Annotated in this window: 23 protein-coding genes; 18 read left to right on the top strand and 5 right to left on the bottom strand. The window is 58.3% G+C overall.

What is annotated here, in order from left to right:
* Positions 1-132 precede the first annotated feature (132 nt).
* Positions 133-771, top strand: a complete 639-nt coding sequence (locus tag WX88_RS14190) for a hypothetical protein (protein WP_046245045.1) — start codon at positions 133-135, stop codon at positions 769-771.
* A 107-nt stretch (positions 772-878) separates the two neighbouring features.
* Positions 879-1,613: a TIGR04283 family arsenosugar biosynthesis glycosyltransferase gene (locus WX88_RS14185; RefSeq protein ID WP_046245044.1), complete on the top strand. Its 735-nt coding sequence runs from the start codon at positions 879-881 to the stop codon at positions 1,611-1,613.
* 187 nt (positions 1,614-1,800) lie between these two features.
* On the opposite strand, the gene WX88_RS14180 is transcribed toward WX88_RS14185, so the two are convergent.
* On the bottom strand, positions 1,801-2,490 hold the full coding sequence (locus WX88_RS14180; protein ID WP_046245043.1) for an outer membrane beta-barrel protein: 690 nt from the start codon (positions 2,488-2,490) through the stop codon (positions 1,801-1,803).
* A gap of 246 nt (positions 2,491-2,736) precedes the next feature.
* Positions 2,737-7,413 (bottom strand): M4 family metallopeptidase, encoded by a 4,677-nt coding sequence (locus tag WX88_RS27710; RefSeq protein ID WP_052732693.1) that lies wholly within the window; start codon positions 7,411-7,413, stop codon positions 2,737-2,739.
* 400 nt (positions 7,414-7,813) lie between these two features.
* Between WX88_RS27710 and WX88_RS14170 the strand changes: the two genes are divergently transcribed.
* The 5 genes from WX88_RS14170 to WX88_RS14150 all read left to right on the top strand — a co-directional run bounded on the left by WX88_RS14170 (position 7,814) and on the right by WX88_RS14150 (position 11,619).
* Entirely contained in the window at positions 7,814-8,161 is a 348-nt protein-coding gene (locus tag WX88_RS14170; protein ID WP_197076787.1) for a hypothetical protein, read from the top strand.
* 126 nt (positions 8,162-8,287) lie between these two features.
* Complete coding sequence (locus tag WX88_RS14165; RefSeq protein WP_046245041.1) at positions 8,288-9,085, top strand: MbnP family protein; 798 nt, start codon at positions 8,288-8,290, stop codon at positions 9,083-9,085.
* 6 nt (positions 9,086-9,091) lie between these two features.
* Entirely contained in the window at positions 9,092-10,147 is a 1,056-nt protein-coding gene (locus WX88_RS14160; RefSeq protein WP_046245040.1) for a cytochrome-c peroxidase, read from the top strand.
* 51 nt (positions 10,148-10,198) lie between these two features.
* Complete coding sequence (locus WX88_RS14155) at positions 10,199-11,215, top strand: hypothetical protein (RefSeq protein ID WP_046245039.1); 1,017 nt, start codon at positions 10,199-10,201, stop codon at positions 11,213-11,215.
* A 53-nt stretch (positions 11,216-11,268) separates the two neighbouring features.
* Complete coding sequence (locus WX88_RS14150; RefSeq protein ID WP_046245038.1) at positions 11,269-11,619, top strand: hypothetical protein; 351 nt, start codon at positions 11,269-11,271, stop codon at positions 11,617-11,619.
* Between the two features lie 72 nt (positions 11,620-11,691).
* On the opposite strand, the gene WX88_RS14145 is transcribed toward WX88_RS14150, so the two are convergent.
* Both WX88_RS14145 and WX88_RS14140 read right to left on the bottom strand, forming a co-directional pair.
* Positions 11,692-12,102 (bottom strand): hypothetical protein, encoded by a 411-nt coding sequence (locus WX88_RS14145; protein ID WP_046245037.1) that lies wholly within the window; start codon positions 12,100-12,102, stop codon positions 11,692-11,694.
* A gap of 168 nt (positions 12,103-12,270) precedes the next feature.
* On the bottom strand, positions 12,271-13,461 hold the full coding sequence (locus WX88_RS14140) for a phosphoglycerate kinase (protein ID WP_046245036.1): 1,191 nt from the start codon (positions 13,459-13,461) through the stop codon (positions 12,271-12,273).
* 332 nt (positions 13,462-13,793) lie between these two features.
* Between WX88_RS14140 and WX88_RS14135 the strand changes: the two genes are divergently transcribed.
* The 3 genes from WX88_RS14135 (at position 13,794) to WX88_RS14125 (ending at position 19,531) form a co-directional block, all read left to right on the top strand.
* On the top strand, positions 13,794-16,496 hold the full coding sequence (locus tag WX88_RS14135) for a D-alanine--D-alanine ligase family protein (RefSeq protein ID WP_046245035.1): 2,703 nt from the start codon (positions 13,794-13,796) through the stop codon (positions 16,494-16,496).
* Between the two features lie 228 nt (positions 16,497-16,724).
* On the top strand, positions 16,725-17,486 hold the full coding sequence (locus tag WX88_RS14130; protein ID WP_046245034.1) for a PASTA domain-containing protein: 762 nt from the start codon (positions 16,725-16,727) through the stop codon (positions 17,484-17,486).
* Positions 17,487-17,629: 143 nt separating this feature from the next.
* On the top strand, positions 17,630-19,531 hold the full coding sequence (locus tag WX88_RS14125) for a T9SS type A sorting domain-containing protein (RefSeq protein WP_046245033.1): 1,902 nt from the start codon (positions 17,630-17,632) through the stop codon (positions 19,529-19,531).
* A 136-nt stretch (positions 19,532-19,667) separates the two neighbouring features.
* On the opposite strand, the gene WX88_RS14120 is transcribed toward WX88_RS14125, so the two are convergent.
* Positions 19,668-20,165: a fasciclin domain-containing protein gene (locus tag WX88_RS14120; RefSeq protein WP_072053018.1), complete on the bottom strand. Its 498-nt coding sequence runs from the start codon at positions 20,163-20,165 to the stop codon at positions 19,668-19,670.
* A 733-nt stretch (positions 20,166-20,898) separates the two neighbouring features.
* On the opposite strand from WX88_RS14120, the gene WX88_RS14110 reads away from it, so the two are divergent.
* The 8 genes from WX88_RS14110 to WX88_RS14070 all read left to right on the top strand — a co-directional run bounded on the left by WX88_RS14110 (position 20,899) and on the right by WX88_RS14070 (position 26,121).
* Complete coding sequence (locus tag WX88_RS14110; protein WP_197076786.1) at positions 20,899-22,158, top strand: site-specific integrase; 1,260 nt, start codon at positions 20,899-20,901, stop codon at positions 22,156-22,158.
* 109 nt (positions 22,159-22,267) lie between these two features.
* Positions 22,268-22,738, top strand: coding sequence for a DUF5675 family protein (locus WX88_RS14105; protein ID WP_052732692.1), 471 nt, complete (start codon positions 22,268-22,270; stop codon positions 22,736-22,738).
* A gap of 42 nt (positions 22,739-22,780) precedes the next feature.
* Positions 22,781-22,963: a hypothetical protein gene (locus tag WX88_RS14100; protein ID WP_046245030.1), complete on the top strand. Its 183-nt coding sequence runs from the start codon at positions 22,781-22,783 to the stop codon at positions 22,961-22,963.
* Entirely contained in the window at positions 22,963-23,352 is a 390-nt protein-coding gene (locus WX88_RS14095) for a hypothetical protein (RefSeq protein ID WP_046245029.1), read from the top strand. The genes WX88_RS14100 and WX88_RS14095 overlap by 1 nt, the downstream gene beginning before the upstream one ends.
* A 291-nt stretch (positions 23,353-23,643) precedes the next feature.
* A complete protein-coding gene (locus WX88_RS14085; protein ID WP_046245027.1) occupies positions 23,644-23,964 on the top strand; it encodes a hypothetical protein in 321 nt (106 codons plus the stop codon).
* On the top strand, positions 23,964-24,254 hold the full coding sequence (locus tag WX88_RS14080; protein WP_046245026.1) for a hypothetical protein: 291 nt from the start codon (positions 23,964-23,966) through the stop codon (positions 24,252-24,254). Before WX88_RS14085 ends, WX88_RS14080 begins: the two co-directional genes overlap by 1 nt.
* Before the next feature lie 14 nt (positions 24,255-24,268).
* The gene (locus WX88_RS14075; protein ID WP_046245025.1) at positions 24,269-25,183 is read left to right on the top strand and encodes a hypothetical protein; all 915 of its coding nucleotides are present in this window, start codon (positions 24,269-24,271) and stop codon (positions 25,181-25,183) included.
* A 227-nt stretch (positions 25,184-25,410) separates the two neighbouring features.
* Positions 25,411-26,121 (top strand): RNA polymerase sigma factor, encoded by a 711-nt coding sequence (locus WX88_RS14070; protein WP_046245024.1) that lies wholly within the window; start codon positions 25,411-25,413, stop codon positions 26,119-26,121.
* Positions 26,122-26,131 lie beyond the last annotated feature (10 nt).

Raw genomic sequence — 26,131 nt, 5'->3', positions numbered from 1 at the left:
TATTGCTTCGCGGCAGGCTGATTTACTAGCTGCGGGCAAGATGCTGTGCCCGGTGGAATGGTTTGTTAGGCTTGGTCTCTTGATTCAATTTTTATTCTGCCGCCGCGTCGGCCTTCTGCCGTTTTTTCTCTAATGATTTTCACCCAGAAACAACTTTTTCAGGGCACCACGCAAATTGCGCTGCGTGCCGAAAGCCTTTACGTCTGCAAACGCAACCCACAAGGGGTTGCCACTCTTGAAACCGAAATACCTTACGAGGAAATCCTGCCCGTTAAATCCGGTGAGCATCGCCACATTCCCACCAACCAACTGCTGCTTACGGGCTTGTTACTGGTGTTTCTGGGCTACGGCCCCTGGCATACTTGGCTGACCACCGGCCAGGCGGGGTTTCAGCTTTACTCCTGGTTCTGTATTGTGGTCGTCAATGCCTTGGCCGTGTGGCTGCGCTTCGAGCAGCAGTGGTGCACCTTCCGCCTGCAAACCGCTCACCTGGCCGTGACGCTGGCCGGCCGGCCGTGGCAGCGCAAGCAATTTCGGGCGTTGGTAACCGAGCTGGAGCGCCGCACCAAAATCTACCTCCGCAAGGAATACGGGCAGGTGAACCCACTGGGTTTCATTGAGCCTCAGCTGCGTCGCCTGGCGTGGCTGCGCGAGCTAGACGTACTGAGTGCCCGCGAAGCGCAAGCCCTGTCTACGCGCCTCACCGGCCGCCGCTCCACCGATACGCTCAAAAGCATGGGGCAGGAGCTCGAATCGCCGTATTTGAACTAAGAAAGTTGGCTTAAAAATACGGCTGTCGCGCTTTGTCTGCTCCATAAGCTCGACATAACGTAACGGTTATTAAGCAACGTAGCGGGGGTTCAACTTTATCAGACTCCATGGCGCCGCTCCCTCCTCCTGAAACCCCGGCTCTGGTGAGCGTCATCATCCCGACGTATAACGAGGCAGACGGCATCGGGGCGATGCTGCACTACCTGCACCAGGCTGGTACCGCCACCGATACGGCCGTGGAAGTTATCGTGGTCGACGGTCATAGCACCGATGCCACCGCTACGCTGGCACAGCAGGCCGGTGCCCGCGTGCTGGCCTGCCCCCGCAAGGGCCGCGCGGCCCAGTTCAACTACGGCGCCCGGCACGCGGCGGGGAGCATTCTCTATTTCCTGCACGCCGACACCCTGCCGCCCGCCGGCTTTTTGGATGATATCCGGCGGGCCGTGGCGGCGGGCTACGGCTGTGGCTGCTACCGCCTGACTTTTGATGAGCCACACTGGTTTTTGCGGGCCAATGCCTGGTTCACGCGCTTCAACGTAGCAGCCTTCCGCTTTGGCGACCAGAGCTTGTTCGTCTTGAAAACGGTATTTGAGCAGGCCGGTGGCTACCGCAAAGAACTGATTATAATGGAAGACCAGGAAATTACACAGCGACTGCGGCGGCACAGCAAGCTGCGGGTGCTGCCGGCTACCATCATCACCTCGGCCCGCAAATACCGTGAGAATGGTATTTTCCGGCTTCAGGGGGCGTTTTATCTGCTCACTATTCTCTACCACCTCGGCGTGTCACAGTCCCACCTGCTCCGAATCTACCGGGCCATCATCCGGCAGGATAAGCTGTAGCGCCCAACTCACTCGCCCGGCTTAAATGTTGCCACTTTGCGGACGGGCCCTCATTCGGATTAGCTGCTACCTGCATGTTGCCGCTTTGTAGCTGATTTATTACTTGAGGTTAGGTTGAAGCTTCCTTCTGCTTTGGATGAGAATGCTACCTGAACGGGCCAGCTTTTTTGCTTTATTGATGCTCGGCTTAGCGGCGACCGAAACGGTAGCGCAGGCCCAAAGAGTTACTGGTAGTAATTCCTTCGTGATAGTAGTTTCCGGAATTCAAGCGGGTGTTGAAGGTCAAATCGTATTGTAACTCAAAGTGCTCACCAAAACGGTAACGCACGCTAGGACCGGCCGTAACTAGTGCTGTATTAAAGCTGGTACGGTAGTCGTAAGGAGTATTAACCTGGTTGTTCTGGGCACTATCAATGGCAATACCGCGGGTGCGATAAATCCTGTGTTCCAATGTAAAACCTCCCAACAGGTCGAATTGCAGGCGGTGGTTTAGTTTGCGCGTCAGCGTATAACGGCCCAGCAACGAGAACGACGTATTTCGCTCGGTGGCCTTGCCATCTATTTGATAATAGGTAGGCTGAGCACCTGTAGAAGAATAGTTATAACGAGCCAGCAGGTGTTCAGAACTTACGCCACTATAGGCTACCCCGAGCTGCACTGCCAGGCGGGGGCGCCACTGGTAGCCCGCCGTGAGCTGAACCGGCACCCTGCTCCCGCTTCCCCGATAAGCATTCTTGCCAAGCTGCTGATAATAGCTGTTGTAGGCAGCGAGACCAATATAAAAGCGAGGTAAAGGCGCTGGGTCCGGGGTTTGGGCAATACTAGCCAAGGGTGCGCCCAGTAATAGGCCGAACACAGCAAATTTTGGTAAAGACATCAGATGAAAATAGGAAAGGGAGAAAGACTGTTACTAAGAATAATGGTCTTTTAAGGGACTAAGCGTTGTATTTTGGCAGTAGAATCGAAGTAGGTTTCCGCAACCACAATCATCAGTAGCTCTTTGCCAGCGCGTAAGCATGCTTCTGGCAGGCCACAAAAAAAGTCCCAACCAACGGCTGGGACTTTTTCTGAGCTTGGGACATAGTCAAGGCTAACCGGCCGAGACTTTAGCCCTGTTGGCTATCTATTCGCGGGTCACGCGCAGGGTCTGAGTTTCGCCATCGAGCACTACGCGCACCACGTACACGCCAGCGGCCAGGCGGCCAGCCTCGGGCAGCGCCACCGCGCTGAGGCCTGTGGGCACGTTGAGCTTGCGTTGCACCAGCAGACGGCCAGCCAGGTCATACACAGCTACCGAAGCGGCGGGCTCGGGCCGGGTGGCTTGTACGGAGAGCGAGAAGCCCGCCGTGCCGAAAGGAACGGGCTGGGCCTGCACGGCAAAGTTGCTAGCAGCAGCATTGCGGGTGGGCAGCATGGCCACGGGCGTGCTCAGCGTCCAGGTGCCGGCAATGGTGCCAACGCCTTCTATGTAGTTCAGGCTGGCATGCTGGGCGGTGGGCGCTACGGGCAGCCATGGGCCAGCCGGCGGCAAAATGAGTGAATTAGAGTAGAAAGGCTGAAGAGCCGCCTCAGCCAGACCATTCAGTTCTGCGTCGCGATAACCCAACCGGATGGTGGCATTGATTACAGCAGTGGTGGGGTAGCTCAGCGCATAGTAGCGACGGATGCTGGTGCGCGCCGGGGCTTGGCCAATGGTCTGATCGGTAATACGCGTGAGGCTGATGTTGCCGGTAGCACCTGTCGCCTGGCTCAGGCTCAGGCCCACGCCACCAAAGGTTTCGGTAGCGCCGGCTCCTACCACGCCCAAGGCCAGCACGCGGCCCGATACATACGCATCGGCCGTTTCGGTGATGGTAGCGCCCCGGGTCAAGCTCAGCGCGGCAGCCTGTGTTTTTAGTACGCCGCGCTGCACCACAATGGCCGTATTCACGATAAGACTCTGGGCCAGACGGGCGGTATCCGCCGCAGTGGGCAGGTTCACGAGCAGGCGAGGCACGTTCAGCGCGGTAGGATTCGGCGCCCTGAGAGTCACGGCCGCGCCGCGCAGGCTAAGCGTACCGTTGGTGCCGCTGATAGTGGCGCCCGCTTCCAACGTGAGAGTGCCATACACTTCTAGCGTGCCGCCGTTGAGGGCCAGGGCCGTGCCGGCACGCAAGGTCAGGTTGCGGACTTGCACCAGGCCAGTGGTGAGCACGGGTTGAGCATTGGTCGCGCCGCGTACTTCCGCGTCGGTCGTCGGAGTGGGGGGGCAGGTCCAATTGGCGGCCAGGGCCAGGTCGGTATTCTGGCGCCGACGCCACTCGGAGCCGGGGGCCACGCGCACATCCACGGTATCGTTGAACGCGCAGCTACCGACGCTCGTGGTACCGATGTAGCGGTAGCGGCCGGGCGTAGCGGGCACGGCCGCCAGCACGTCGCTGCCAATAGCCGTAATGCCGCCCGGGCCGCTCCAGGTCACGTTATTGTCGCGGGTTACCAGGCTCCAAGCCGTCACGGGGCCAATATCACTCGGGCCGCTATCAACCACAAACAGGTTCCAGGTGCCGGTTTGGGGTGAGTTGCGCAGCTTGGCGAAACCAGTAGGCTCATCCACCTGCCAGGTACCGAGGAAAGGTGCCGTTCCGGAACCCAGGGCGCGGGCACCTACCGAATCCACGAACAGCGTGTTTTGGTAGTTATCACCTTCATCACCATTCTGGCGGCTCAGTAGCACGCGGGTTCCGTCGGGCGCTTCCACATACAAGGTCAGGTCGCCGATAAAGGTATGGGTGAGGCTCACCCGGATACCACGCAGATTAAAAAAGCTTTCGGCCGGGCCGGCTACCGTGAGCGGAATGCGTACCCCGGTGAGGTTGTTGTCCGGTATCGGTACGCTGCCGGTAAACCGATAGGGGCCCGTCAGCTGGTTTTCAAACGGGCGGCTGCGCAGGCGGGTCGTACCGCTGGCACAAGCTACAGAATCGATGCCCACCGGGGCAGCCGCCACGGGGCGGAGGGCCGTCACCACCACCGTTTGCCGGGCCGAGCAGTTGCTGCCGGGGGTAGCAGTGCTCACGCTGTAGCGCAAGCGCCCGGCCGTGGGAGGCGTGGTGCGGAGGCGCTTGCCAGTGGCGGCATAGCCCCCGGGCCCCGTCCACAAGTAAGCTTGGCCAGTGATGCTGTCATCGGCCGTTACGCGCAAGTCGATGGGGCCAAAACCCTGGCCAAGCCCGGCGCACAAATCCGTTTGCAGGGCCGAAGCGGCCAGTACGGGCTGGCTCACCGCCACGCTCAAGGCCTGGCTGCTGGTACAGCCAAAGAAGGGGTCCGATGCCAGCACCGTGTAGGTGTAGGTAGCCGTGCCACCACCCACCGGGCCCGCCGGAGTGGCATTAGCTACCAGGCCTGCTGCTTCTACACCTGGGCCTACCCAACGCACGGAAGGTAGGTCGGCGGCATTGCGCCGGAACAGCAGCTCGACGAGTTCAATGGTACCAGCGCTCCCAACTTGGTCATCCTTGGCTTCCAGATTAATCGTAGTCAGGTTACCGCTCAATGCGAGGCTGGCGAAGGTAGTGGCGGGTAGAAAGGTGCCCGCGAGCGTAGTGCCCGTGAGCACAGCCGGCAGCACCGTCGGGGCGTTATCGGCAAAAGTCAGGTCGAGCGCGGTCGGAGCCGAACCGGAAGCGGTGGGCAGTGCACTCGCCAAATCCAAATATACGGGGGCACCACTGGTGCTGGTGCGCACGGCCAGCCGCAGGCCTACTTGCCCGGGCTGGGCATGCGTGAGGCGCACCCGCACGCCGGTCAGGTCGCCGTAGCTGCGGTAGGTGTTTTCGAGATTGCGCTGCAGGGTGGTGCCGCCCACGATGGTGGTGCTGTACACGGGCACGGCGGTGAATGCGGTGGCGCCGTCGGGCAAGGCAACCGGCTGCGTGCTACGCAGGCGGCGGATAGCCGGGTAAGTGGCCGTAGCCGTCAGGGTCAGGGCATCGCCGGCGCAGAGGCTAGTGGCCGAGGCCGTAGCCGTGAGCACGGCGGCATCGCCGTCCGGGCATTGGGCTTGCGTGCCGGTGGGGGCCGCGCTGCTGGTGCCTAGGCCCACGGCATACCAGGCATCGGTCACGGCTCTCACCTCCGGCGAGTTAGCTCCGAAGAGGTCCGTGGCGGCCTGAATGGTGAACACCCGCGCCGAGCGGTAGTCGGAGTTCGGGGTCAAGTAAAGGCGTTCGGCGCGGTAGGCAATGCGGGCGGCCTTGGCAATGCTGATGCCGGTTACGTTATACGCCTGCCCTTGCTCATTCACGCCGGTTTTGCCCATGCTCAGAATATAGTACCAGTGGTTGAGCACGCCCGAGTTGGTATGCACGCCACCATTATCAGTTGAACCGAAGTTCCAGCGCCGGCCCCGGTAGTTGGCCGGGCTCGGCGAGAGCACGCTCGTGGTCAGCGGGTCGCTCATCGAGCGCAGGCCTCCCGAAGTCAGGGTGATGTCCTCCCCCACAATCCACGTTTGCTTGGCGGGGTCTACGTAGTTTTCGATGGTAGCACCCCAGATATCCGAAAAGCCCTCGTTCAAGGCGCCCGACTCATTCATATACACCAGGCCAGCTGTGGCTTGGCAAATGCCGTGGCCCGTTTCGTGGGCGCACACGTCCAGCGACGTAAGGGGCCGAAACAGCGTGGCTCCATCGCCATATAGCATGGCCGAGCCATTCCATCTTGCGTTGTCGAAGTTCGAGCTATAGTGCACGTAGTTAAGCAGCTTGGAGCCGTTGCCGTCCCAGGAGTCACGGCCGTGCATGGTCATCCAATAATCGTATACCTGCGTCGAGCCGAAATGGGCATCGAGGGCCGCATTGTCTTTGGCCGCGTTGTTGAATTCGCCTGCGGTCCAGTTGTTGTCACTATCGGTAAAATCAATGGCACTAGCCAGTACGGTGCTATTACGCGCGTTATAAGTTTCAATGCCCGTGGCGCGGGTGTAGTCGCGCAGGCGGTAGCTGCCATTAAAAAGGTCGGTAGCCACCTGTCTGGTGCCGATATAGCGCGTGGCGAAGGTACCCGTAGCCGTCGACCTGATTCCGCGTACGCTGGCTGGGGCTTTGGTGGGGGGCATGGCCGTGCCGGCCGGCGCCAAACCATGAGCGTGCTTGATAATGGCATCTTGCAGCACCACGTCGCCGGTGCGAGCATCCACGTACACCCAGGCACGGCTTTCGGGTTGCTGGGCGTAGATATTGAATTTCCAGGCCAGAACCACGGGGCGTCGGGCGGGGTCAGCCACGCGGTAGTCCTCCACCAGCACCAATTCACCGGTGGGGCGGTAGGTAGCGGCGGGGTTTTGAGTTTGGCGCTTCAGGCCAGCTTCTTCGGCGGCATCTTCCCACATATAGCGGCGGGCGCCCACGGTGGCCAGGCTCCGTTGCAGGGCCGCGGCGGCACTCAGGGCGGGCTTAGTGCTCAAGTTCGCGGGCACGGGCTTGAATTCCCCACTCAACACCCCGGCCGCCGGGTGCACGGTGTACAGGCCGTGCTCCACCTTCACGCCATTGAAATACTGCTGAAATCGCTCGTGGCGCTGCCCAAGCTCATCAGTTTCTACGCGCAGGGCGCGCAGGTTGTCAGTGGGTCGTAGGGCCAGTTCCTGGCGCAACGTCTGGCGACTATCGACGGCCGGTGCGCGCAGGGCCCCGACCGATTTGGTAGTGAAGTGCCGCAGTTGCGGGCGGCCGTCGTTGGGTAGATTTTGGGCAGAAACCGCCGCTGCCGCCAATAGCGGCAGGGCGCCTAGTACCCCGGCGCGTAGTGGTTGGATCATGAGAATGAAAGTTAGGAAAGAAAGTACTGGCTAAAGATACGCTCCTGTAATCCGCCTATTCTACAGGATTATCAAAACATATTCTTCATTACCGCCTTAGCTACAACAGCTAATTAGCACGCTGCACAGCGACAAACTCAAAAGCAGCTGCGCCGATACGTATCCTAAGCATTTCTTTCAAGTCTCGTTGCCGCCGTCGAAGCTCTGCATGGTGGGTTTGTCGCGCTTACTTCTTATTTATATCTGACAGCTCCGGCAACCAAAATCCTTTCGAGTCCGAATCGAGATAGTTGGGAGTTTCATCCACCGCTTGAGCAGAGATGCTTACCTTTGCCGTTGTAGGCTCCCAGCTATTATCCTGCCCGTGAACCGCCTTCTAGCTTTTTTCCTTGCCACTCTCATGCTGCTCCAGACTCTGGGGCGAGAGATGCTGGTGTTGGATTATGAGCTGAACAAAGTACGCATCACCGAGCTATATTGCGTGAATAAGGCACGGCCACAGTTGCATTGCAATGGCAAGTGTCACCTAGCCCAGGAACTGCGCAAAGCGGATGGGGCAGACAAAAAATCGCCGGCTGGCGCCGTGGCTAAGGTCAAATACGAGGTGCTGCCCACGGTGGCCTTCGTGCTGGCCCCGCAGCCCCAGCGGTGGCCGCTGGGGGCCCAGTGCTACCCGGCCCGCCCCACGGCCCACTGCGCGGCCGTGCCTAGCGCAGAAGTATTCCGTCCTCCCCTGCTATTTACCTGATTGTTGGCCGCTTGCTTCCGCCTCGTCGGAAGCAAGCGGCCATTGCCAGCTCAGCAATACTTCTGCTGACTGGTTGCGCGCATATGCGTGTTTTTTTCAATCAGTTTTTTCCTTTGCTTGATTCCGATGAAACGTTTTTCTGTTTCCACTTTTGCCTGCACTCTCGCCATTGCTGCCCTTAGCTTCACGGGCTGCAAAAAGGACAAGGAAGTTCTTCCGACTACTCCAACCGGCCCGACTACTCAAACCGGCACGCTCGATATCGAGCTTGACCAGCGCGTGGGCAATACCCCGCTGGTGCTGGCCACCCAAACCTACACCACCCCCACCGGCGACCAGTTTCGGGTCACCAAGTTCAATTACTACCTCTCCAACATTAAGCTGACCCGTGCCGACGGGTCGGAGTACGTGCAGCCGGAAAGCTACTATTTGGTGGAGGCCGAAGATAACGCCACGCACCGTTTGGCCATCAAGGACATACCAGTAGGCGATTACACGGGCATCACCTTCACCATTGGGGTTGACAGCGCCCGCAACGTATCGGGAGCCCAAAAAGGCGCCCTCGACCCCAACGAAGGCATGTTTTGGAGCTGGAACTTTGGGTATATCTTCACCAAGCTGGAGGGATTTTCGCCCCAGGCCCCCACGGGAGCATTCACATACCACATCGGCGGCTTCAAAAAACCTTACGACGCGGTGCGAACCGTTTCGCCGGCGTTTCGGAATGGTGCTAAGCTGTTGATCCGCACCGACCACGCCCCCGAAATCCACATGACAGTAGACGTGCTCAAGATGCTCACCGGTGCGACCACCGTGCGGTTTGCTACTTTCGCCACGTCTCACTCGGCCGGTCCCAACGCGATGCTGTTGGCGAATAACTACGCGCAGGGTATGTTTGTCGTCGACCACATTCACGCCAACTAATCCCTGATGCGACGCACAATTGCCGCCTCGCTCGCCGGAGGGCTGGCGGGGCTGCTTTTGGCCGCGTGCCACGCCGACGTGACCCTTCCTGCCGAGCCAGTGGTACCCGGTGCCGTGCTGCCGGCCAATTTCCCGGCGCCGGTATACGCCCCCGATGCCAACCCGCCCAGCGCGGCCGCCTTTGCGCTGGGCCGCAGCCTGTTTTACGATGAGCGCCTGTCGCGCGACGGTTCCGTGTCGTGCGGCAGCTGCCACCAGCAGGCCGTGGCTTTTGCCGACGACGGCCAACGCCTGAGCCAAGGCGTGCGCAAGCAGTTGGGCACCCGCAACACACCGGCCCTGCAAAACCTGCGCTGGAAGTCAGAATTCTTCTGGGACGGCGGCCCCAAGAACATTGAAACGCTGCCCCTCGCGCCCATCACGAACCCCGTGGAAATGGACGAAACGCTGGCTAATGTGCTGCGAAAGCTGAACGCTGACACCGACTATCCGCGGCGTTTTGCGCAAGTGTTCGGCAGCGGCCCCATCGACTCGTATCAGCTTCTGCGGGCGCTGGCGCAGTTCACAGCCGCCCTCACTTCGGCCAACTCGCGCTACGACCAAGCGGTGCGGGGCGAAGGTGGCGTGGTGCTCACGGCTGCCGAGCAGCGCGGGCGTACGCTGGTGGCGCAAAAGTGCGCCAGCTGCCACGCCACGGACTTATTCACTGACGAAACTTACCGTAACAACGGCCTGAACGCATCTTTCGAAGCCGATTCGGGGCGGGCGCACATCACTAGCCGGGTCACCGATGTGGGACGCTTCAAAGTGCCTAGCCTGCGCAACGTCGAGCTTACGAAGCCCTACATGCACGACGGGCGCTTTGCCACGCTCGAACAAGTGCTGGCGCATTACGACCACGGCGTGGTGGCCTCGCCCACCCTCGATGCGGCTCTGCGCCCGACCTCGGGCCCCTTGGGCATTCCGCTCACGACGGCCGAGCAGACCGACATCATCGCCTTCCTGCGCACGCTCACCGACCAGGACTTTATCCGCGACCAGCGGCTGGCGGAGCAACCATAGGCGGCTTTCAGTATTGATTTTATCGTGCGAAAGCGGCCACCATTCCTTATCATGAAAAGCAAAAATCATGTTTTCCTAGTCGGCCTGCTGCTCGGCGGGCTGGCCCTACCGGCCCGCGCCTGCGACATCTGCGGCTGTTTCATGGGCATTACGCCCTACGATAACCAGAGCACCGTGAGTCTGATGCACCGTTACCGCATCTTCAACGGGTACCGGGCCCTGGACCAGAAGCCGCGCTTTTTCCCGACGGGCGCGCGGCCATTTTTCCCCTCAACCCTGAACGGCGACAATGGCTACGCTCACTCCCACAAAGGCAACTCGGGCGATTTTGAGGCTTTTCGGGTAGTTGAGCTGCGCGGCAAATATTTCCTCTCGCGCCGCGTCGAGCTAAACGCCTTCGTGCCCTATGTGATGAATACTTCACAGATAAACGGCAAGCAGCTCAACTCCTCCGGGGTGGGTGACGTGACGGTGTTTGCCGGCTATCACCTTATCCGTCAGATTGAGACCGCCGGGGTGCAGAGCCGCCTCATCGTGGGCGGTGGCGCGAAGCTGCCCACCGGCGAGTACACCCGCCTGAACGACCGCGGCCGGCGGTATCCCCTGCTCAACCAATTGGGCACCGGCACCACCGACGGGTTCATCTACGCCAACTACATCGCCGGCTTTCACAGCTTTGGCCTGAGCATCAACAGTAGCTACCGGCGCTCCACAGAAAATACGTTTCGCAACAGCCTGGCACCGAGCACAGCCACGTTTGCCAACGTTTTCTACCGCATTCCGATGGGCACCGACTGGCAGATTTACCCGTCGGCGCAGTTTTTCTACGAGAAAACCAAAGGCGAAATGCTCGAAGGCCAGCTCACCGGCGAACACGCCATGGACAACGCCCTGCTCGGCCCTGGCTTGGACCTCTACTACAAAAACATATCACTGAATACCAGCTTCCAACTACCCATCTACACCGCCGAAACTGACCACCCGGCCAGCGCCGGCCGCATGGTTGTTTCGGTGGGCTACAGCTTCAATCAAAGCAAATATTTGCTGCACCGAAAAGCGGAGCGCTAGGAACTTGCCAGAATTAGAAGCGTAGACGGGCATTCTACCCATGTTTCTTTCTTATGAGCACTTCCCTCAATCCCCAGGCGGTCATTTATGCCAAGCGTCTTATCCGGGACGGCAAAATCAAGAACGATGAAGGCCACTGGGGCCAGCATAATCCTGATAGTGCCGAAGAAAACGACTTTCTGGAGAAGCACGAAATAGAGGAGTATGGTAACTGGCACCTCGGCCTCGACACGAGCAAGGGCGAAGGCACCAAGGGGCGCTACAAATTTCCCTACGGTGACTTCAAAACCGTACACCGCGACGGCCTTATCGCGGCCAAAGAGCGCGCTGTCCAGCAAGGCTACCGCGACATTGAGAATGCTGCCGATGAGCTGCTTCAGCAACTGGAAAAGCTGGCGAAATAAGTTTTCAATTTCTATGCAAGAGCCCCGGCTGCGTAGGTGGCCGGGGCTCTTGCATTACGCGCCGCGCTGTTCTTACTGGAGCTGCACGTCGGCTAGGGCAAGCTCGGGATTGGGGAGGTAGCCGGCTGGGAAATTCAGCACAGCAGAACGCTCGTAGCCGGTTTCCCAAGCCGTTTGTTGGGCCGCAGGCACCAGCCGGTAGGTGAACTTGAACTTGACACCTGGCCGGAACACCGCGGTATCGGGCAGGGAAAACACCTTCACCTGCGTGTATTCGCGGTCGTTCCAGCCGCGCATTCGGAGCGGCGAGGCCAGTTGCACAATCCAGCGCACACGCGGATTCGCGCCGTGTTCATCATAGGTGATGTCATAGCGTACCACCTGCCCTCTGGATAGGGCAATGGCCGCGGCACCGGAGCCAATGTTGAACTGCTGACAACTGCCCAGCGCGACGGCCAGCAGCAAAATGCCAAATTTGTTCAAGTAGCAAGCAGAAAAGAGGTCAGTAACCCGATGACTAGACAAGTGGCCAAATGGTTGCTTCCACATTTCAAAAATCTTGCCTAATTTGTTATTGGTAGTAATAAAAAAAGCCCTGGCTGCTCGCGCAACCAGGGCTTTTCCGCTTCGTAGCGGCGGTTGGGGTGGTACCTAGCCCAGGGCCGTCACGCCGGGCAGTTCCTTGCCTTCCATGTACTCCAGTAGCGCGCCGCCACCAGTCGAGATGTAGCTCACCTGCTCGCCGAAACCCAGCTGCTGTACCGCCGCGGCCGAGTCGCCACCCCCGATGAGCGAATAGGCACCGGCTGCCGTAGCCTCGGCAATGGCGCGGGCCACCTCCTCAGTGCCCTTCGCGAAATTACTCATTTCAAACACGCCCATGGGTCCATTCCAGAGGATGGTTTTGCTCTCGCGGATGATGGTGGCAAAGGCGTCGCGGCTCGCAGGGCCCAGGTCGAGCCCCATCCAGCCTTCAGGAATGTTGGCGTTGAGCGCCTCTTTCACGTCCGCGTCGTTGGCAAAACGGTTGGCGATGAGTGAATCGGTGGGCAGCACCAAGTTCACGCCCTTGTCCTTGGCTTTCTGGATGAGCTGCCGGGCCAGGTCCACCTTGTCGGCTTCGAGCAGGGAATTGCCCACCTCCCCACCTTCGGCTACGGCGAAAGTGTAAGCCATGCCGCCGCCAATCAGCAGATTGTCAACCTTATCGAGCAGATTTTCGATGATGAGGATTTTATCAGAAATCTTGGCTCCACCCATGATGGCGGTGAAGGGCCGGTCGGCGTTTTCTAGCACCTTCTTGGCGTTGTCAATTTCAGATTGCAGCAGGTAGCCACCCACTCGGTCTTGCGGGGCAAATGAGCTGGCCATCACCGCCGTAGAGGCGTGGGCACGGTGCGCAGTGCCGAAGGCATCGTTCACGTACACATTCCCCAAAGTAGCCAGCTTGGCGGCGAAAGCTGAGTCACCGGCTTCTTCTTCCTTGTAGAAGCGCACGTTGTCGAGCAACAGCACCTGGCCGGGCTGCAAAGCAGCGGCTTTTTGCGCCGCTTCGTCGCCAAGTACGTCGCCGCCCCACTGCACGTCGCGGCCGTACTCCTGCGCGAGACGGGCGACGAGGCTTTCCAGGGAAAACTTTTTTTCGTAGCCGCCCTTGGGCCGGCCCAGGTGCGAGAGCAGCACGACGGAACCACCGTCGTTCAGGATTTTCAGCACCGACCGCGTCGCCATCCGGATGCGCGTGTCGTCGGTAATCTGCAGGTCTTGGTCGAGAGGAACGTTGAAGTCAACGCGCATCACGGCGTGTTTGCCGGCGAAGTTATAGGTATCGAGGGTGTTCATGTGAAAGGTTAGTGAGGCAAAAGATTGGTGGGTTGGGGCTGCAAAGTAGAACAAAAACTCCCCTCCTTACCAGGGAGGGGACGCTGGCGCTACGCGCCAGCTGGGGTGGTTGCAGGCGTTGAACCAACAGGTCAGCGGAGCTAACGACACCCGAACGACGCTAGAGGAACCTGTTCAACGACGTCAGAGCAAGCCGTTCAACGCCCGCAACCACCCCCGTTCAGCCTGCCGGCTGAACATCCCCTCCTTGGTAAGGAGGGGAGTTTATCATTCCGCTCCCTCTTCCCCTGGTTCCCCTTCCCCCGCTCCCCTTTCTTACCTTTGCCCTACTTATGAAAATCGGCATTTTTTTCGGAGGCCCTTCGCGTGAGCGGGAAATTTCTTTCGCTGGCGGCCGCACCGTATTTGATAATTTAGACAAGGCGCTGTTTCAACCAGTGCCCATCTTTGTGGATAGCCTGGGGCAGTTCATTCTGCTCGACTGGCAGTTTATTTACAAGGGTACCATTCGGGATTTTTACCCACCCGTGGCCTCGCAGCCCGCGTCACTGCATCATTTGCAGGTTTACATCGAAAGCCTCGGTGCGCTGAGCCATGAGGAGCGGTTCCATGCCATTGCCAAAGTAGGCCGGCAGGTGCAGGTGGAAGAACTACCGCTGCTCATGGACTTCGCCTTTCTGGCCCTGCACGGGCCCGGCGGCGAGGACGGCGCTATTCAAGGCATGCTGGAGTGGCTAGGCATCCCCTACTCCGGCTCGGGCATTCTGCCGTCGGCGTTTGGCATCGATAAAATTGCCCAGAAAAATCTGCTGCACGCACTCGGCCGCCCCACGCCTAATTTCCGGGTCATCAAGGCTGAGGAGTGGGACAGCACCGACCACGCCGCCACGCTGGCCTACCTCGTGCGCGAGCTGGGCCTGCCGCTCGTGCTCAAGGCCCCTCGCCAGGGCTCCAGCATTGGTGTAAGCATTCTGAAGACTGAGGACTTAGCTAAGTTTGAAGCGGCCATTGAACGCAGCCTATTCCGCAAGACCCTGACCCGCACCGACTGGCAGCGCCTGGGCGAGCAGGATAAAGTGGCTTGGGTACAGCACCTCACCGACATCCGCGAGGGCATCGGCTTACCCGTGACGCTGGCCGTTGCTGGGGAAGCAAGTGAAACACTAGTTTATCACCCTGAGACGCTACTTTTCACTTTAAATGAGCTACTGGAAACGACCGAGACCGTGCGCCTGACCAATGTGGATGGCGAAACCCAGGTGCTGGTGGAAAGCTTCGTGGCAGGCCGCGAGTTCAGCTGCATTGTGGTGGAAGACCCCAACGGTGCGCCCCTGGCCCTACCGCCCACCGAGATTGTGAAAGGCGAGGAGATGTTCGACTATCGCTCGAAATACCTGCCCGGCCTGGCCCGCAAAATCACGCCGATTGACTTGCCGGAGGCAAAAATCCAGGAAATCCGCGAGGCCTGCGAGGAGATGTTCCGTACGTTCGGCTTCCAGGTGTATGCGCGGCTCGATGGCTTCGTGGGCCACGATGGGCAACTGTTTCTGAACGACCCGAACACGACGTCCGGCATGCTGCCGGCCTCGTTCTTCTTCCATCAGGCGGCCGAAATCGGGCTGAATCCGTCGCAGTTTCTTACCTACCTCATCCGGACTTCGTTGGCCGCGCGCCGCCGGGCCGGCTTGCGCCCCGTGAAGCTCGCGCAACTACTGGCGCAGCTGGATGAAGCCGTGGCCGGCCGCCAGCACGAAGCAACGGAGCGCATCCGCGTGGCCGTGATTATGGGCGGCTATTCCTCAGAGCGGCACATTTCGGTGGAAAGCGGCCGCAACATTTACGAGAAACTCAGCTCGTCGGCCAAGTACGCGCCGGTGCCCGTTTTTCTCACTGGCTCGGCCGAGGAGCACCGCCTCTACGTGCTGCCCGTGAACGTAATGCTGAAGGACAACGCCGACGACATCCGCGAGAAAATAGAGCACGCGGAGGCGGGCGAAACGCCGCACCCCATCCTGGAGCGCATCCGGCGCGAGGCCAGCGGCATCACCAGCACCTACGCCGGGCAGGCGCTGGCCGCGCCGCGCCGTATTTCCTTCGAGGAGCTGGCTCAAATGGCGGATGAGGTATTCATTGCCCTGCACGGCCGGCCCGGCGAAGACGGCGCTTTGCAGCAGCAGCTGGAAAAATTCCACCTGCCTTACAACGGCTCGGGCGTGGCCAGCAGCAGCATCACCATCAACAAGTTCGAAACCAATAAGCGCCTGCGCGAAGCCGGCCTGCTGGTGGCCGAGCACCGCATGGCCAACAAGCTGGAGTGGCAGGCCGACACCGAAAGCTTTTACCGCTCACTCGAAACCCAGTTCCCCTACCCTTTCATTGCCAAGCCCGCCGACGATGGCTGCTCTTCGGCCGTCAAAAAAATCAAAAGCAGGGCGGAGCTGGCGGCTTTCAGCCAGTTGATTTTCCGCACCGAGGAAGACCTCACGCCCGGCCCGGCCGAAGTACTACAATTGGGCTTCAAGGAGGAGTTTCCGCGCAAGGATGCCTTCCTGGTTGAAACCCTTATCAGCCGCGACGGGGCCGCGCATTTCCTCGAAATTACCGGTGGCCTGCTTACCTCGTACGACGAAGACGGCCAGCTCGACATTGAAGTATTCGAGGCCAGTGAGGCCCTGGCCACCGGCGAAGTGCTCAGCCTGGAGGAAAAATTCCTGGCTGGCGAGGGTCAAAACATCACCCCCGCCCGCTACGACCTCGACCCCATGGAGCGCCAGCGCATTTCGAATGAAGTAAAATCCGTATTGCGCCGCGTGGCCGAAACACTTGATATTCAAGGTTACGCTCGCATCGATGCTTTCGTACGAGTGCGGCAGGGAGGCCAGGTAGAAGTGCTTATTATCGAAGTCAATTCTTTGCCCGGCATGACGCCTGCCACCTGCATCTTCCATCAAACGGCCCTGGCTGGCTACACGCCCTACCAATTTATCGACCGCATTCTAGAATTCGGCAAGGCCCGGGCCGCACGAACAAGCTGAACGACCAACTCCCCTCCTTACCAAGGAGGGGATGTTCGAGCCACAGGCTCGGACAGGGGTGGTTGCGCCGTTGAACGATGGCTCGAACAATGAATGAACGATGACTACTGCGACGTTTAGCCATCGTTCAACGACGCAACCACCCCGATTTTCGCGGCGCGAAAATGTCCCCTCCTTTCTAAGGAGGGGAGTTTTTCGTTCTTACTTTGCCTGAACAAAAATCACCCAATGGCTTTTCTCAAATCCGATACCCCGCTTGACGTTGTCAAGCACCTGCTGCTCATTTCGGTGGCGGGGCTGTTGCTCGTGCTGGGCTTTTTCTACGTGTACCTGCCTGTGAGCACCCACCACGGCGAAACCATCACGGTGCCCAAAGTGACGGGCATGAACGTGGCCGACCTGGAAAGCTACCTCAGTGGACGCAAGCTAGCCTACTTTGTGGACGACTCCAGCTACAGCCCTAACATTCGGCCATTTACGGTATTAGTACAAGACCCTGCGCCCGGCGAAAAGGTGAAAGAAGGCCGCAAAATCTATCTGCAGGTGAGCATGAAAAACCCGCCGGTGATTAAGATGCCTAAGCTCACCGACGGCTCCATGAAAAACGCCCAGCTCATTCTCAAAAGCTACGACCTCGTGGTGGGCCAGATTCAACTGGTGCCCGACTTGGCCCAAAATGCCGTACTCAAACAACTCGTGAACGGCAAGGAGATTGCGCCCGGCGCTCCCATTGCCAAAGGCACCAAGGTTGACCTGGTAGTGGGCGACGGCCAGGGCAACCAGGTTTTTGCCGTGCCCAACCTCATCAACATGCCCGAAGATGAGGCTATTACCTTACTGGTAGGCCAGGGCCTGCAAAAGGGTGAAGTATTTGAGCTGCCCGCTGAAGAAGGCCAAACCGCCGGCACCGTAGTACGCCAGCGCCCTGTGGCTGGCCCCGATGCCACGATTCGCATGGGCCAACTAGTTGACATTTGGGTGGCAAAGTAAGGCTAATTTGCGAAGCAGGAGCGCTACGCCACGTTTACCGCTGGCGCGCCGTATACACTTTTTCCCTGTCGCCGCCGTTACGTTCTCAAAGCCACTTTAATATGATGACACCCTTCCGCCCGCTTCGCTCTTTGGTATTACCGATGCTGCTTTTAGTGGCTGGTACGGCCAAGGCCCAGGAGATGCCCACCTATCCCTTGTCTGCCGACCCGGCCCGGGCGGTTTACGCCCCAACGGCGGAGCAGCGGACCCAGGGGTTACGTCGGGGCACGGCCGCGCTGGCCCTGCCTTTCTTCGATGATTTTACCACACCCCTCGAAGGCGCGCCCAAGGTGCGCAACTGGCTACCCACCGGTGGGGCCTTGGTCAACAACCGCTTTGCCTTGCAGCCCCCCACCCGCGGCACCGCTACCCTGGATGGCATCAAAGCCGACGGCAGAAACTACAGCGGCCTGGTAACCAGCCCCAACGGCAACCTCGACTCGCTAATTTCACAACCTATCAACCTAGGTGGCCTCACAACTACCGACAACGTGTATTTAAGCTTTGCCTGGCAGGCAGGCAGCATTGTTGGCAACCCGAATAACAACGCCAGCAGCTCACCCGTACGGCTGGAGCTTTTCGCCAAGACGGACCTCGGCGATTGGATATCGGTGTGGCGGGAAGCAAGCACTGGTCAGCGGACGCCTTTTCGTCAAAAGGTAATTTCCCTCAATGAGGGGCGGTACCTGCACGGCGACTTCCAGTTTATGTTCGTAGCCACCGGCGACCGGTCCGAGAGCAAGGACACGTGGAGCGTAGACTATGTTGTGCTTGATCGGGGCCGTACTCTGGCCTTGGCCGATACCACATTTAACGACGTAGCCATTTCCGCTGGCCTGAGAGGCGGTAATCCTTCGGGCGGGCTAAATAGCCCATTGCGACGCTTTTCGGCTATGCCAGTCTGGCAATTCAATGCCGCCGGGGCTGCCCAGCTAAACCGTCGGCTGGGCGTGAATATCTATAACCTTAGCCCCGGAAATACCCCCATACCCATTGGGGTGCAGGGCACTCTCCGGGCGCTACCGGCTGGCCCGCTGCTAAGCTCATGGGTCTACGGAAACCGCCCGGTGCTAGCCAATCCGCGCCTCGATAGCGTGAATATTCCCGCCAATACCCAGCCCCCACCCACAACACCGACCGCTAAGACCCTGCGCTACACCATTGCGCTCGGCAACCCTCAGGAAACCAACCTACGCACGCAGCCCAACGACACCATTTTCCGGGACGTCGAGCTAAACAATTACTACGCCTACGACGATGGCACGGCGGAAAATTATGTTAGTCTGCTGGCACAATCCGTCGGGCAGGCCCAGTCTTTTGCCTACCGCTTCGACCTCAACCAGCCCGACTACGTGGGAGGGCTGCGGCTGTACCCTGTCTTTACCGCCGCCGATGCCAGCGACCGGGCCATTACCGTCAGCGTATGGAGCGATGTTGCGGGCCAGCCTTCTCCCCTACCCGTAGCCTCCAAAAGCGCCGTTGTTCGGTATCCCACACCGGGCTCGTCCAGTGGTCCTTATACCGAAATCACCTTCGATACGCCTGTTCCCGTAACCGGTACTTTCTACGTGGGTTTCTCACAGGCTTCCGTGGGGCGCACGCTGCACTATGGCTTCGATCTGAACAGTAGCTTTCCTCCCGGCTACCTCTGGGTCCGCGACAACGCTGGGGTTTGGGATTCAATCCGCTTCGCCGCCCGGCGCGGAGCCCTCATGATGCGCCCCGTGATGACCAATAACGTAGTCACTGCCACGGCATCGGCCCGCGAGGCGGCAGCTTTCAGCTTCTACCCCAATCCGACGCACGGCACTGTCACCATCGCCGGGCTGGCCTTTGCACGCGCCGCCGTGCTCGATGCACTTGGCCGCACCGTATGGCAACAGTCTGCGGCGCAGGCCGGCAAGGCTACCCTGGAACTCTCCGCTCTGCAAGCAGGCCTTTACACCCTGCGCCTGACCCTGCCCGATGGTCGCACCGTGGGCCGAAGGCTAATGCTGGAATGATGAAACTCCAGGTACTGAAATAGTAAGAAGGCCCGTCGTAGTATATGACGGGCCTTCTTAATTTACGACACGAATAACGAGGAGTAGACAGAAGCGAAATTAAGGAACCTTGCTTCAGCAGTTCCTTGCCTGAACCCTATTTAGCGGGCATCAGGATGGCATCGATTACGTGAGTCACGCCGTTGCTGGAAACGACATCGGGAATGGTGACGGTAGCCATGCCACCTTTAGCATCCTTAATGGTCACGGCACTGGCAGTTTTGGTTACGGTGAGTTGCTCACCCTCTACGGTGGTGAGTACTTGCCCGGACTTGAGGTCGGCGGCGGTGAGGCGGCCGGGCACTACGTGGTAGGTTAGAATTTTGGTGAGTGTCGCCTTGTTTTCAGGCTTTACTAGGGTTTCTACCGTGCCAGCGGGCAGGGCGCTGAAGGCCGCGTTGGTGGGGGCAAATACCGTGAAGGGGCCAGCACTTTTCAGGGTTTCTACCAAACCAGCCGCTTTCACGGCGGCTACCAGCGTGGTATGGTCGGAGCTACCCGCGGCGTTGTCAACGATGTCTTTATCGGCGGTCATCATGGCGCCACCTACCATCACACCACCCGAGGGCGACGCCGAAACTGAAGTTGTGCCCATGCTACCGCTCGTAGCATCGCCGCTCATCGCATCACCCTGACGGGGCTTGGTTTTGGCCTTCATTTTATCGCCGGCGTCGGACTTGCCTTTGACTTTCATTTTGCCATCGTCCGACATTTTGGTTTTGGTGGTCACCCCGTCGGCCTTGGTCTTGGTTTTGTCGCCATCACTTTTGGTTTTCATCCCATCCTGGGCGAAAGTGGGAGCAGCGAGAGCCACAGTCAGGGCTAAAGTGGCGAAGAGTGGTTTCGTGTTCATAAGCACTAGTTCTGGGAATTGGGGTGAAGAAAACTTTGGAGCTCGTCTATACGGCAAAAAAGCATAATGGATGTATCTCTTTTCTACTTTCTAGCTGAGCGGACGGGCATCGCTCTATCAGGCGGCCCTCTCCGGGCAACTAGTACTGTTAACGTGCTTTTTGTGTTTCAAAAGCCACCTTTGCACACCACCCTGTTTCTGCTGCCCATAGCGCCATGACTTCTTAGTCTCAACCCTCCGGTTGTAGCCCATTCCAGAAAGCAAAAAGGCCCCGTGCAGCGTGCACGAGGCCTTTTTAGTGGTGATGCTAGGAATAACACCTTTGTCCTGCTGCATACCCTAAAATATACCCCTGCAACCTACAGGAAGGGATTCACCCCAGGTGTATCCCCCGGTATTCTGTACCAATCTGCCTGATCCGGTACTATATCGGTACTAACTCGTATACTTGTCGCCCGAACGAACCCCCATTTTTGTGAAGGCTGCACTCGTTATCCGAAACCCCACCCCTTCGGGGATGGTAACCATTTATGCGGAATACCGCCACCAGGGCCAATGCAAACGCGTGCCGACGGGCATCAAGGTCCATGAGAAGTACTGGGACACGACCAGAAAGCAGATTCGGGCGAATGGTACTGAGAATGTAGGCAAGGACAACAAGCATATCAATTTGGTCTTAACTGGCCTGAATGACCGCATCAAGAGCCTCTACATCCAGAATGGGGAGATACTACCCACCATCGCTCAGCTGAACGCTACGTATCATGAAGCCTCCCTCCTCCTGACCCAGTCACCGGAGGCTGAACCTCATTCAACAACCGTACTGGAGATCCTGCACTCCTTTATGGAGGAGCACGTCGATTGGGCCCCGGCCACGCGGAAAGGATTTAAAACGCTCTACAACAACATCGCGGCTTTCCAAACAGCCAATAAGCTCACGTGGGTACTCAAGACGCTGACCAATGAGGATATTACCACCTGGCAGCACTGGTTGCTGAAGACCTACAACTACAATAATGCTACGCTTACCAAGCGCGTCAGGATGCTGAGGCAGCTACTGCTGGATAAGCCAGCACCAGCTGTTCAGACGAGCAAAATCAAGCCACTGTACGCCCAAATGCTGACGCCCCCGGTCGTGTTGCACAAACATGAAATAGAGGCGTTACGCAAGCTGGATTTGCACTTCAGCAAAAGGTTAGAGCGGGTAAGGGACCTGATGGTGGCCCAGATATTTAGCGGCCTGCGGTTCTCCGACCTGATTCGCCTGCGCAAAGATCATCTACAAAAAGGACACGTGGTCATTCGCATGCAGAAAACAGGGTTCACCGTTCGAATACCTGTTTTTCCACCTTTGCGGGAGATACTCGATAAGTACACCGACTCGGAAACCAAAGAGCTGGACCTACCAGAACTGAGCAACCAGAAGTTCAATGAGTACATCAAAGAGCTGTGTCAACTCATCCCAGCGCTGCGTGAGGAGATGACCATTGAAACGAAGAAGCGCGATAAGACCATTACCGTCCAGACACCAAAATATGAACTCATCTCCAGTCATAGCAGCCGCCGCAGCTTCTGTACGTTGTGCCTGGATTTGGGCTTCAGTATAAAGGAAGTGATGCAATGGTCAGGTCACAGTACCCTTGCTGCATTCAGCAGGTACATCGGTCTAACCGACTTGCAGCAGGATGCCGCAGACGACTTCGCAGCACGCTACGAAGCAATGCTGAACCAGTAGATATTCTCCAGATTACTTGAAAATTTCACGGCTGCGACCCGCAAAACGAAGCACTCATAGGGGAAGATGATTCAAGGAGGAAACGCCCACACGGGCCTCCTTTTGAATCATGGCACCCGCTCCCAAAACCCCTGTTCCGACGCCCCTTAGCGTGGTGGCAACCCGCAAGTGGTACACCACTAAGTCAACCATCTCCGAGGTCACCATTGATGGTGTATTCTTCTGTCACCTGCTGGAAGATGTTGTGCGCCCAACCACTGCTAAAAAGGTGTACGGCAAGACCGCCATCCCGGCTGGTACCTATAAGCTCATCCTCTCGGTGAGCAACCGCTTCAAAGTGCTCATGCCCGAGGTGCTCAAGGTGCTAGGCTACCTGGGTATCCGCTTACATTCCGGTAACTCGGACGTCGATACTGACGGCTGTGGCATTGTGGGCACCTACGACCCGAAGACCCCAGATTGGGTCTCCAACTCCCGCACAACCTTCGCGAAGCTGATGACCGTGCTCCAGAAAGCAGTGGCCGACAAGCGGCCTATGTCCATCCAGTACGTGGACACCCAGCTCCCAGTGGTCAAATAGTACAACCCGTCCCTTCCTTTTAATACTAACTAATACTCCGTTATGCGCTTCTTTTTCATTGCTTTCGCCTTCCTCACCTGCCTCTGCATCTACTTCTGGATCACTGACGCGCAAGGGTCCGGCATGGTGTACCCCACGTGCATCTTCGCCACGCTGGCCTTGGTCACTGGCGGCTATAACTGGTACCGATACGGTTCACCTGTATCGGAAGGCCCCACCACGTAATGTTACTGCAAGGCACCTTCTGGCTGGTCACGACCGTGATGATGGCCGTCAGCCAGGGTAAGCTCTTACCAGCTATCAAACGCACCGCACCCAGCGCTGAAGCACGTCACCAAGCCTTCGCACTGCACTACCTACTGGTGTTCGTCTGGCTGGCCCCCGCGGTGTTTGTCCCGGACTCGTTACTGTACGCCCTCACCATCAGATTGGCCCTGTTTGACGTGGTACTGAATGTGACGTCTGGCCCAGCGGCATTCAGCGTGGGCCAGACGGCGCTAACGGATAAGGCCATCAACTGGCTCGCCGGGCAGCTACACCTGGAACCCAGTCGCTTCAGTGCCCTGAGTCGCTTGCTGGTACTCACTGGTGTGGTCCTGTGGTACCTGCTCTGAACCTGAAAATAATTATCCGTAAAGTTGGTCAATAGCCTGCCGAGGATGAAGGGATACCACTATTTAAGGTATGAAAATACTACATAAAATCCCCAGTGGCATCAGAATGCTGCTGCCCACACTGGCCATCTTGGCACTATACTTTTTCTTGTTTTTCGGGACGTACGATAACCAATTGCAGGTCACCATACATAATTGGTTCTTACTTTATATGAACCTGCCCAACGAAAGAACGGCATTAGTCGAAGCCATCAGGGCCATGAGGATTCAAGGAGGAAACCCCTCCACCTGATGGTACAAGCACAAGACTTCCTACTCGACGCCACTGATGGTGACCTGCGCGTGGACCCCGTCACGGGTGACCTGCGCGTGGGTTACAGTGACTTCCAGCACATCGAGCACATCGTCGCCTCCTTTCCCGGCTTCTATCGCCAGGCCCCGCTCCTGGGCGTGGGCATTGGCTCCTACCAGAAATCCAGCGGTCAGGGCCCCGAAATCCAACGCCGGGTGGCTATCCAGCTGCAGGCGGATAACTACGTGGTAGAGACCGTCCAGGCCACCAGCCCGCAAGGTCAATTGCAACTGTCCATTAACGCTGAACGCCTCCGCTAATGACCTATAATGTACAGGAGGGCCAGTCCCTCATCGACCTGGCGGTACAGCTGTATGGTGACCCTCAGCTGGTGTTCAAGCTAGCCATCGACAATGGTCTCACGCTGGACAGTGTATTGGATGGCTCGATGGCTATCCAATACGATGAGACACTGACGCAGCTCAGCCCCAGCGCGGCCTACTTGACCCAAATCGGCTTCGCGGTGAACACCTACACCCCATTCACCGCCATTCCCCCGGACCTGCTGGAGCATTCGTGGCAGGAGCATCAGGCCGCGGAACACAACTAATAAGACCTATTATCATGGCCCTCAGCAGCATGCCCTCCACACCCACGCCGTCCACCCCCGCCATCACCCGCCAGGACCTTAACGAGCTCATCCTGGATATTATAAAGGTTCATCCAGACGCCAACGATGCCACCAAGCTCCAAGGTAAACGTCACCGCGCGCTCCTCAACGCCATCCTCGACTACGTGGATGCGCGTGGTGGCTCGGGTGCGGGTGACGGCGAGTTCGCATTTGACTGGACCGTACCCTCCAACGCGTTCGGCAACTACAGCAACAACGAGACGACCTTTGCGAGTGGCATGTGGAAATTCCTGCATCGTGACACCCCGCCGACGGCCAGCCTGACCGCCAGCAATGCCCGCCGTCAAAAAGGGTCCAACCCTGCGGTAACACTGAGTTGGGATGTACGTCAGGGTTCATCCCAACTGGTAGCCAACGTGGTCAATGGCTCCAACCAACCCACGCCCATCCAACGATTTGGTAGCCTGGTGACCACCGCCCCCGGCAACGTAGATAAATCCTTCGCCCTACAGGTCACCGATGCCCGCGGGTTACAGGCTATTGCTACCGCATTGGTCCAGTACCGCCAATTAGGATTCATCGTACCCGGTACCCTGGTAGGTGGTTACAAAGGTGCCAGTGCCACCGCAGTGTCTGAGAATCTGCAGTTCGAAGGCGCCGTCGGCCTGCTCGATAATCGCTTCATGAACGCCAGTGTCACCTGTGAGGGGCAACCCATCGTCATCGCCTTCCCGGCTTCGATGCTCACTGGTGGTACCCAGCCCACGATCGTTGTGAACACCCTGATTGATAATAGCTTCACAATGATCATCTTCCCCTTCACCAACTCGGATGGCTTCGTGGAAGACTACGCGCTGTTGGTGGGCGGTAATGACCTGTTTGGTACCTACACAGTACAGGTACAATAGCCTATGGAATCGCTGTATTTCTTCGCCGAACTGGCCTACCTCCGGCACTCCCGGGCCCTGGACATGGACCATGTTATCCCCTTTGAGGAGCTCCCGGAACGGTTGCAACAGGCTTGGCTGGATACGGTACAGCCGTGCCATGCAACCTGTGATAATTAACCGAAAATAATTATCCGTAAAGTTGGTGATTGTACTGCCGAGGGTGAGCGAGACGCCCTATTTAGGGCATGACAGCTCAGACTATAGACCCTGATAACCAAGCCCTGGCCGACCTTTTCATGAACGCGATCGCGGCGAGCTACGACAAACGCTGGAAACGCTTCGAGTTCCAGCTTGCCAAGTACCAGCTCACGCGCAACGCAGACGCGGAAAACGTGTTTACTGACACACTCCTGAAATGTCAGGACCGAATCACGCGCGCTGGCCTACCCACTGGCTCCGCCTTTGCGACTTATTTCGATCGAGCAGTTGAGAACAACCTGCTCAAATTCCTGATAAAGCATAACCGTGACGGCAAGCACACGGTAGAAATTGAAAAGTTCAGCAACAGTTCCGAAATGGATATTACGTCATACCTAGGTATGACGCAATCAGCAAGCACTCTCCAACAATTCTACCCGCTCCACCCCGAACGTTTGGTCGTGCACCCAGACGTCGACTTTGACGACCCCCAAACCGCTTCCGAGCGCCAGCACTACGAGGCCCTGGTAAAGCGCTGTTTGTTCGAGCTGCCAGCCAAGTATCAGGACGTCTTGACGCTGGTCGTGGATGGGATGCGCTACTGGGAGATTCGCAGGACTCTGGGGCTAACCAAGGACCAGGTGAAGATGCGTATCCTAGTGGCGCGGCGGCTGATGCGCGAGAAGATTGCGCTGCTCACGACCCGCGACGCCACCCCTGACTTTCTGGAACTCGACGAAGACGAAACTTACTGCTAATCCCGATCAG

The organism is Hymenobacter terrenus, assembly GCF_000972495.1.
GTDB lineage: Bacteria > Bacteroidota > Bacteroidia > Cytophagales > Hymenobacteraceae > Hymenobacter > Hymenobacter terrenus.
The sequence above is the reverse complement of the archived record's forward strand: the minus strand, read 5'-3'. Positions and strand labels throughout refer to the sequence as shown.

Bases quoted from the DNA above. Each gene is read 5' to 3' on its own strand.
- WX88_RS14125 (WP_046245033.1), top strand. From the start codon at position 17,630: ATGCTGCTTTTAGTGGCTGGTACGGCCAAGGCCCAGGAGATGCCCACC.
- WX88_RS14095 (WP_046245029.1), top strand. From the start codon at position 22,963: ATGTTACTGCAAGGCACCTTCTGGCTGGTCACGACCGTGATGATGGCC.
- WX88_RS14075 (WP_046245025.1), top strand. From the start codon at position 24,269: ATGGCCCTCAGCAGCATGCCCTCCACACCCACGCCGTCCACCCCCGCC.
- WX88_RS14190 (WP_046245045.1), top strand. From the start codon at position 133: ATGATTTTCACCCAGAAACAACTTTTTCAGGGCACCACGCAAATTGCG.
- WX88_RS14135 (WP_046245035.1), top strand. From the start codon at position 13,794: ATGAAAATCGGCATTTTTTTCGGAGGCCCTTCGCGTGAGCGGGAAATT.
- WX88_RS14165 (WP_046245041.1), top strand. From the start codon at position 8,288: ATGAAACGTTTTTCTGTTTCCACTTTTGCCTGCACTCTCGCCATTGCT.
- WX88_RS14140 (WP_046245036.1), bottom strand. From the start codon at position 13,461: ATGAACACCCTCGATACCTATAACTTCGCCGGCAAACACGCCGTGATG.
- WX88_RS14070 (WP_046245024.1), top strand. From the start codon at position 25,411: ATGACAGCTCAGACTATAGACCCTGATAACCAAGCCCTGGCCGACCTT.
- WX88_RS14160 (WP_046245040.1), top strand. From the start codon at position 9,092: ATGCGACGCACAATTGCCGCCTCGCTCGCCGGAGGGCTGGCGGGGCTG.
- WX88_RS14185 (WP_046245044.1), top strand. From the start codon at position 879: ATGGCGCCGCTCCCTCCTCCTGAAACCCCGGCTCTGGTGAGCGTCATC.
- WX88_RS14080 (WP_046245026.1), top strand. From the start codon at position 23,964: ATGACCTATAATGTACAGGAGGGCCAGTCCCTCATCGACCTGGCGGTA.
- WX88_RS27710 (WP_052732693.1), bottom strand. From the start codon at position 7,413: ATGATCCAACCACTACGCGCCGGGGTACTAGGCGCCCTGCCGCTATTG.
- WX88_RS14100 (WP_046245030.1), top strand. From the start codon at position 22,781: ATGCGCTTCTTTTTCATTGCTTTCGCCTTCCTCACCTGCCTCTGCATC.
- WX88_RS14085 (WP_046245027.1), top strand. From the start codon at position 23,644: ATGGTACAAGCACAAGACTTCCTACTCGACGCCACTGATGGTGACCTG.
- WX88_RS14170 (WP_197076787.1), top strand. From the start codon at position 7,814: ATGCTGCTCCAGACTCTGGGGCGAGAGATGCTGGTGTTGGATTATGAG.
- WX88_RS14120 (WP_072053018.1), bottom strand. From the start codon at position 20,165: ATGGGCACAACTTCAGTTTCGGCGTCGCCCTCGGGTGGTGTGATGGTA.
- WX88_RS14150 (WP_046245038.1), top strand. From the start codon at position 11,269: ATGAGCACTTCCCTCAATCCCCAGGCGGTCATTTATGCCAAGCGTCTT.
- WX88_RS14180 (WP_046245043.1), bottom strand. From the start codon at position 2,490: ATGTCTTTACCAAAATTTGCTGTGTTCGGCCTATTACTGGGCGCACCC.
- WX88_RS14105 (WP_052732692.1), top strand. From the start codon at position 22,268: ATGGCACCCGCTCCCAAAACCCCTGTTCCGACGCCCCTTAGCGTGGTG.
- WX88_RS14155 (WP_046245039.1), top strand. From the start codon at position 10,199: ATGAAAAGCAAAAATCATGTTTTCCTAGTCGGCCTGCTGCTCGGCGGG.
- WX88_RS14130 (WP_046245034.1), top strand. From the start codon at position 16,725: ATGGCTTTTCTCAAATCCGATACCCCGCTTGACGTTGTCAAGCACCTG.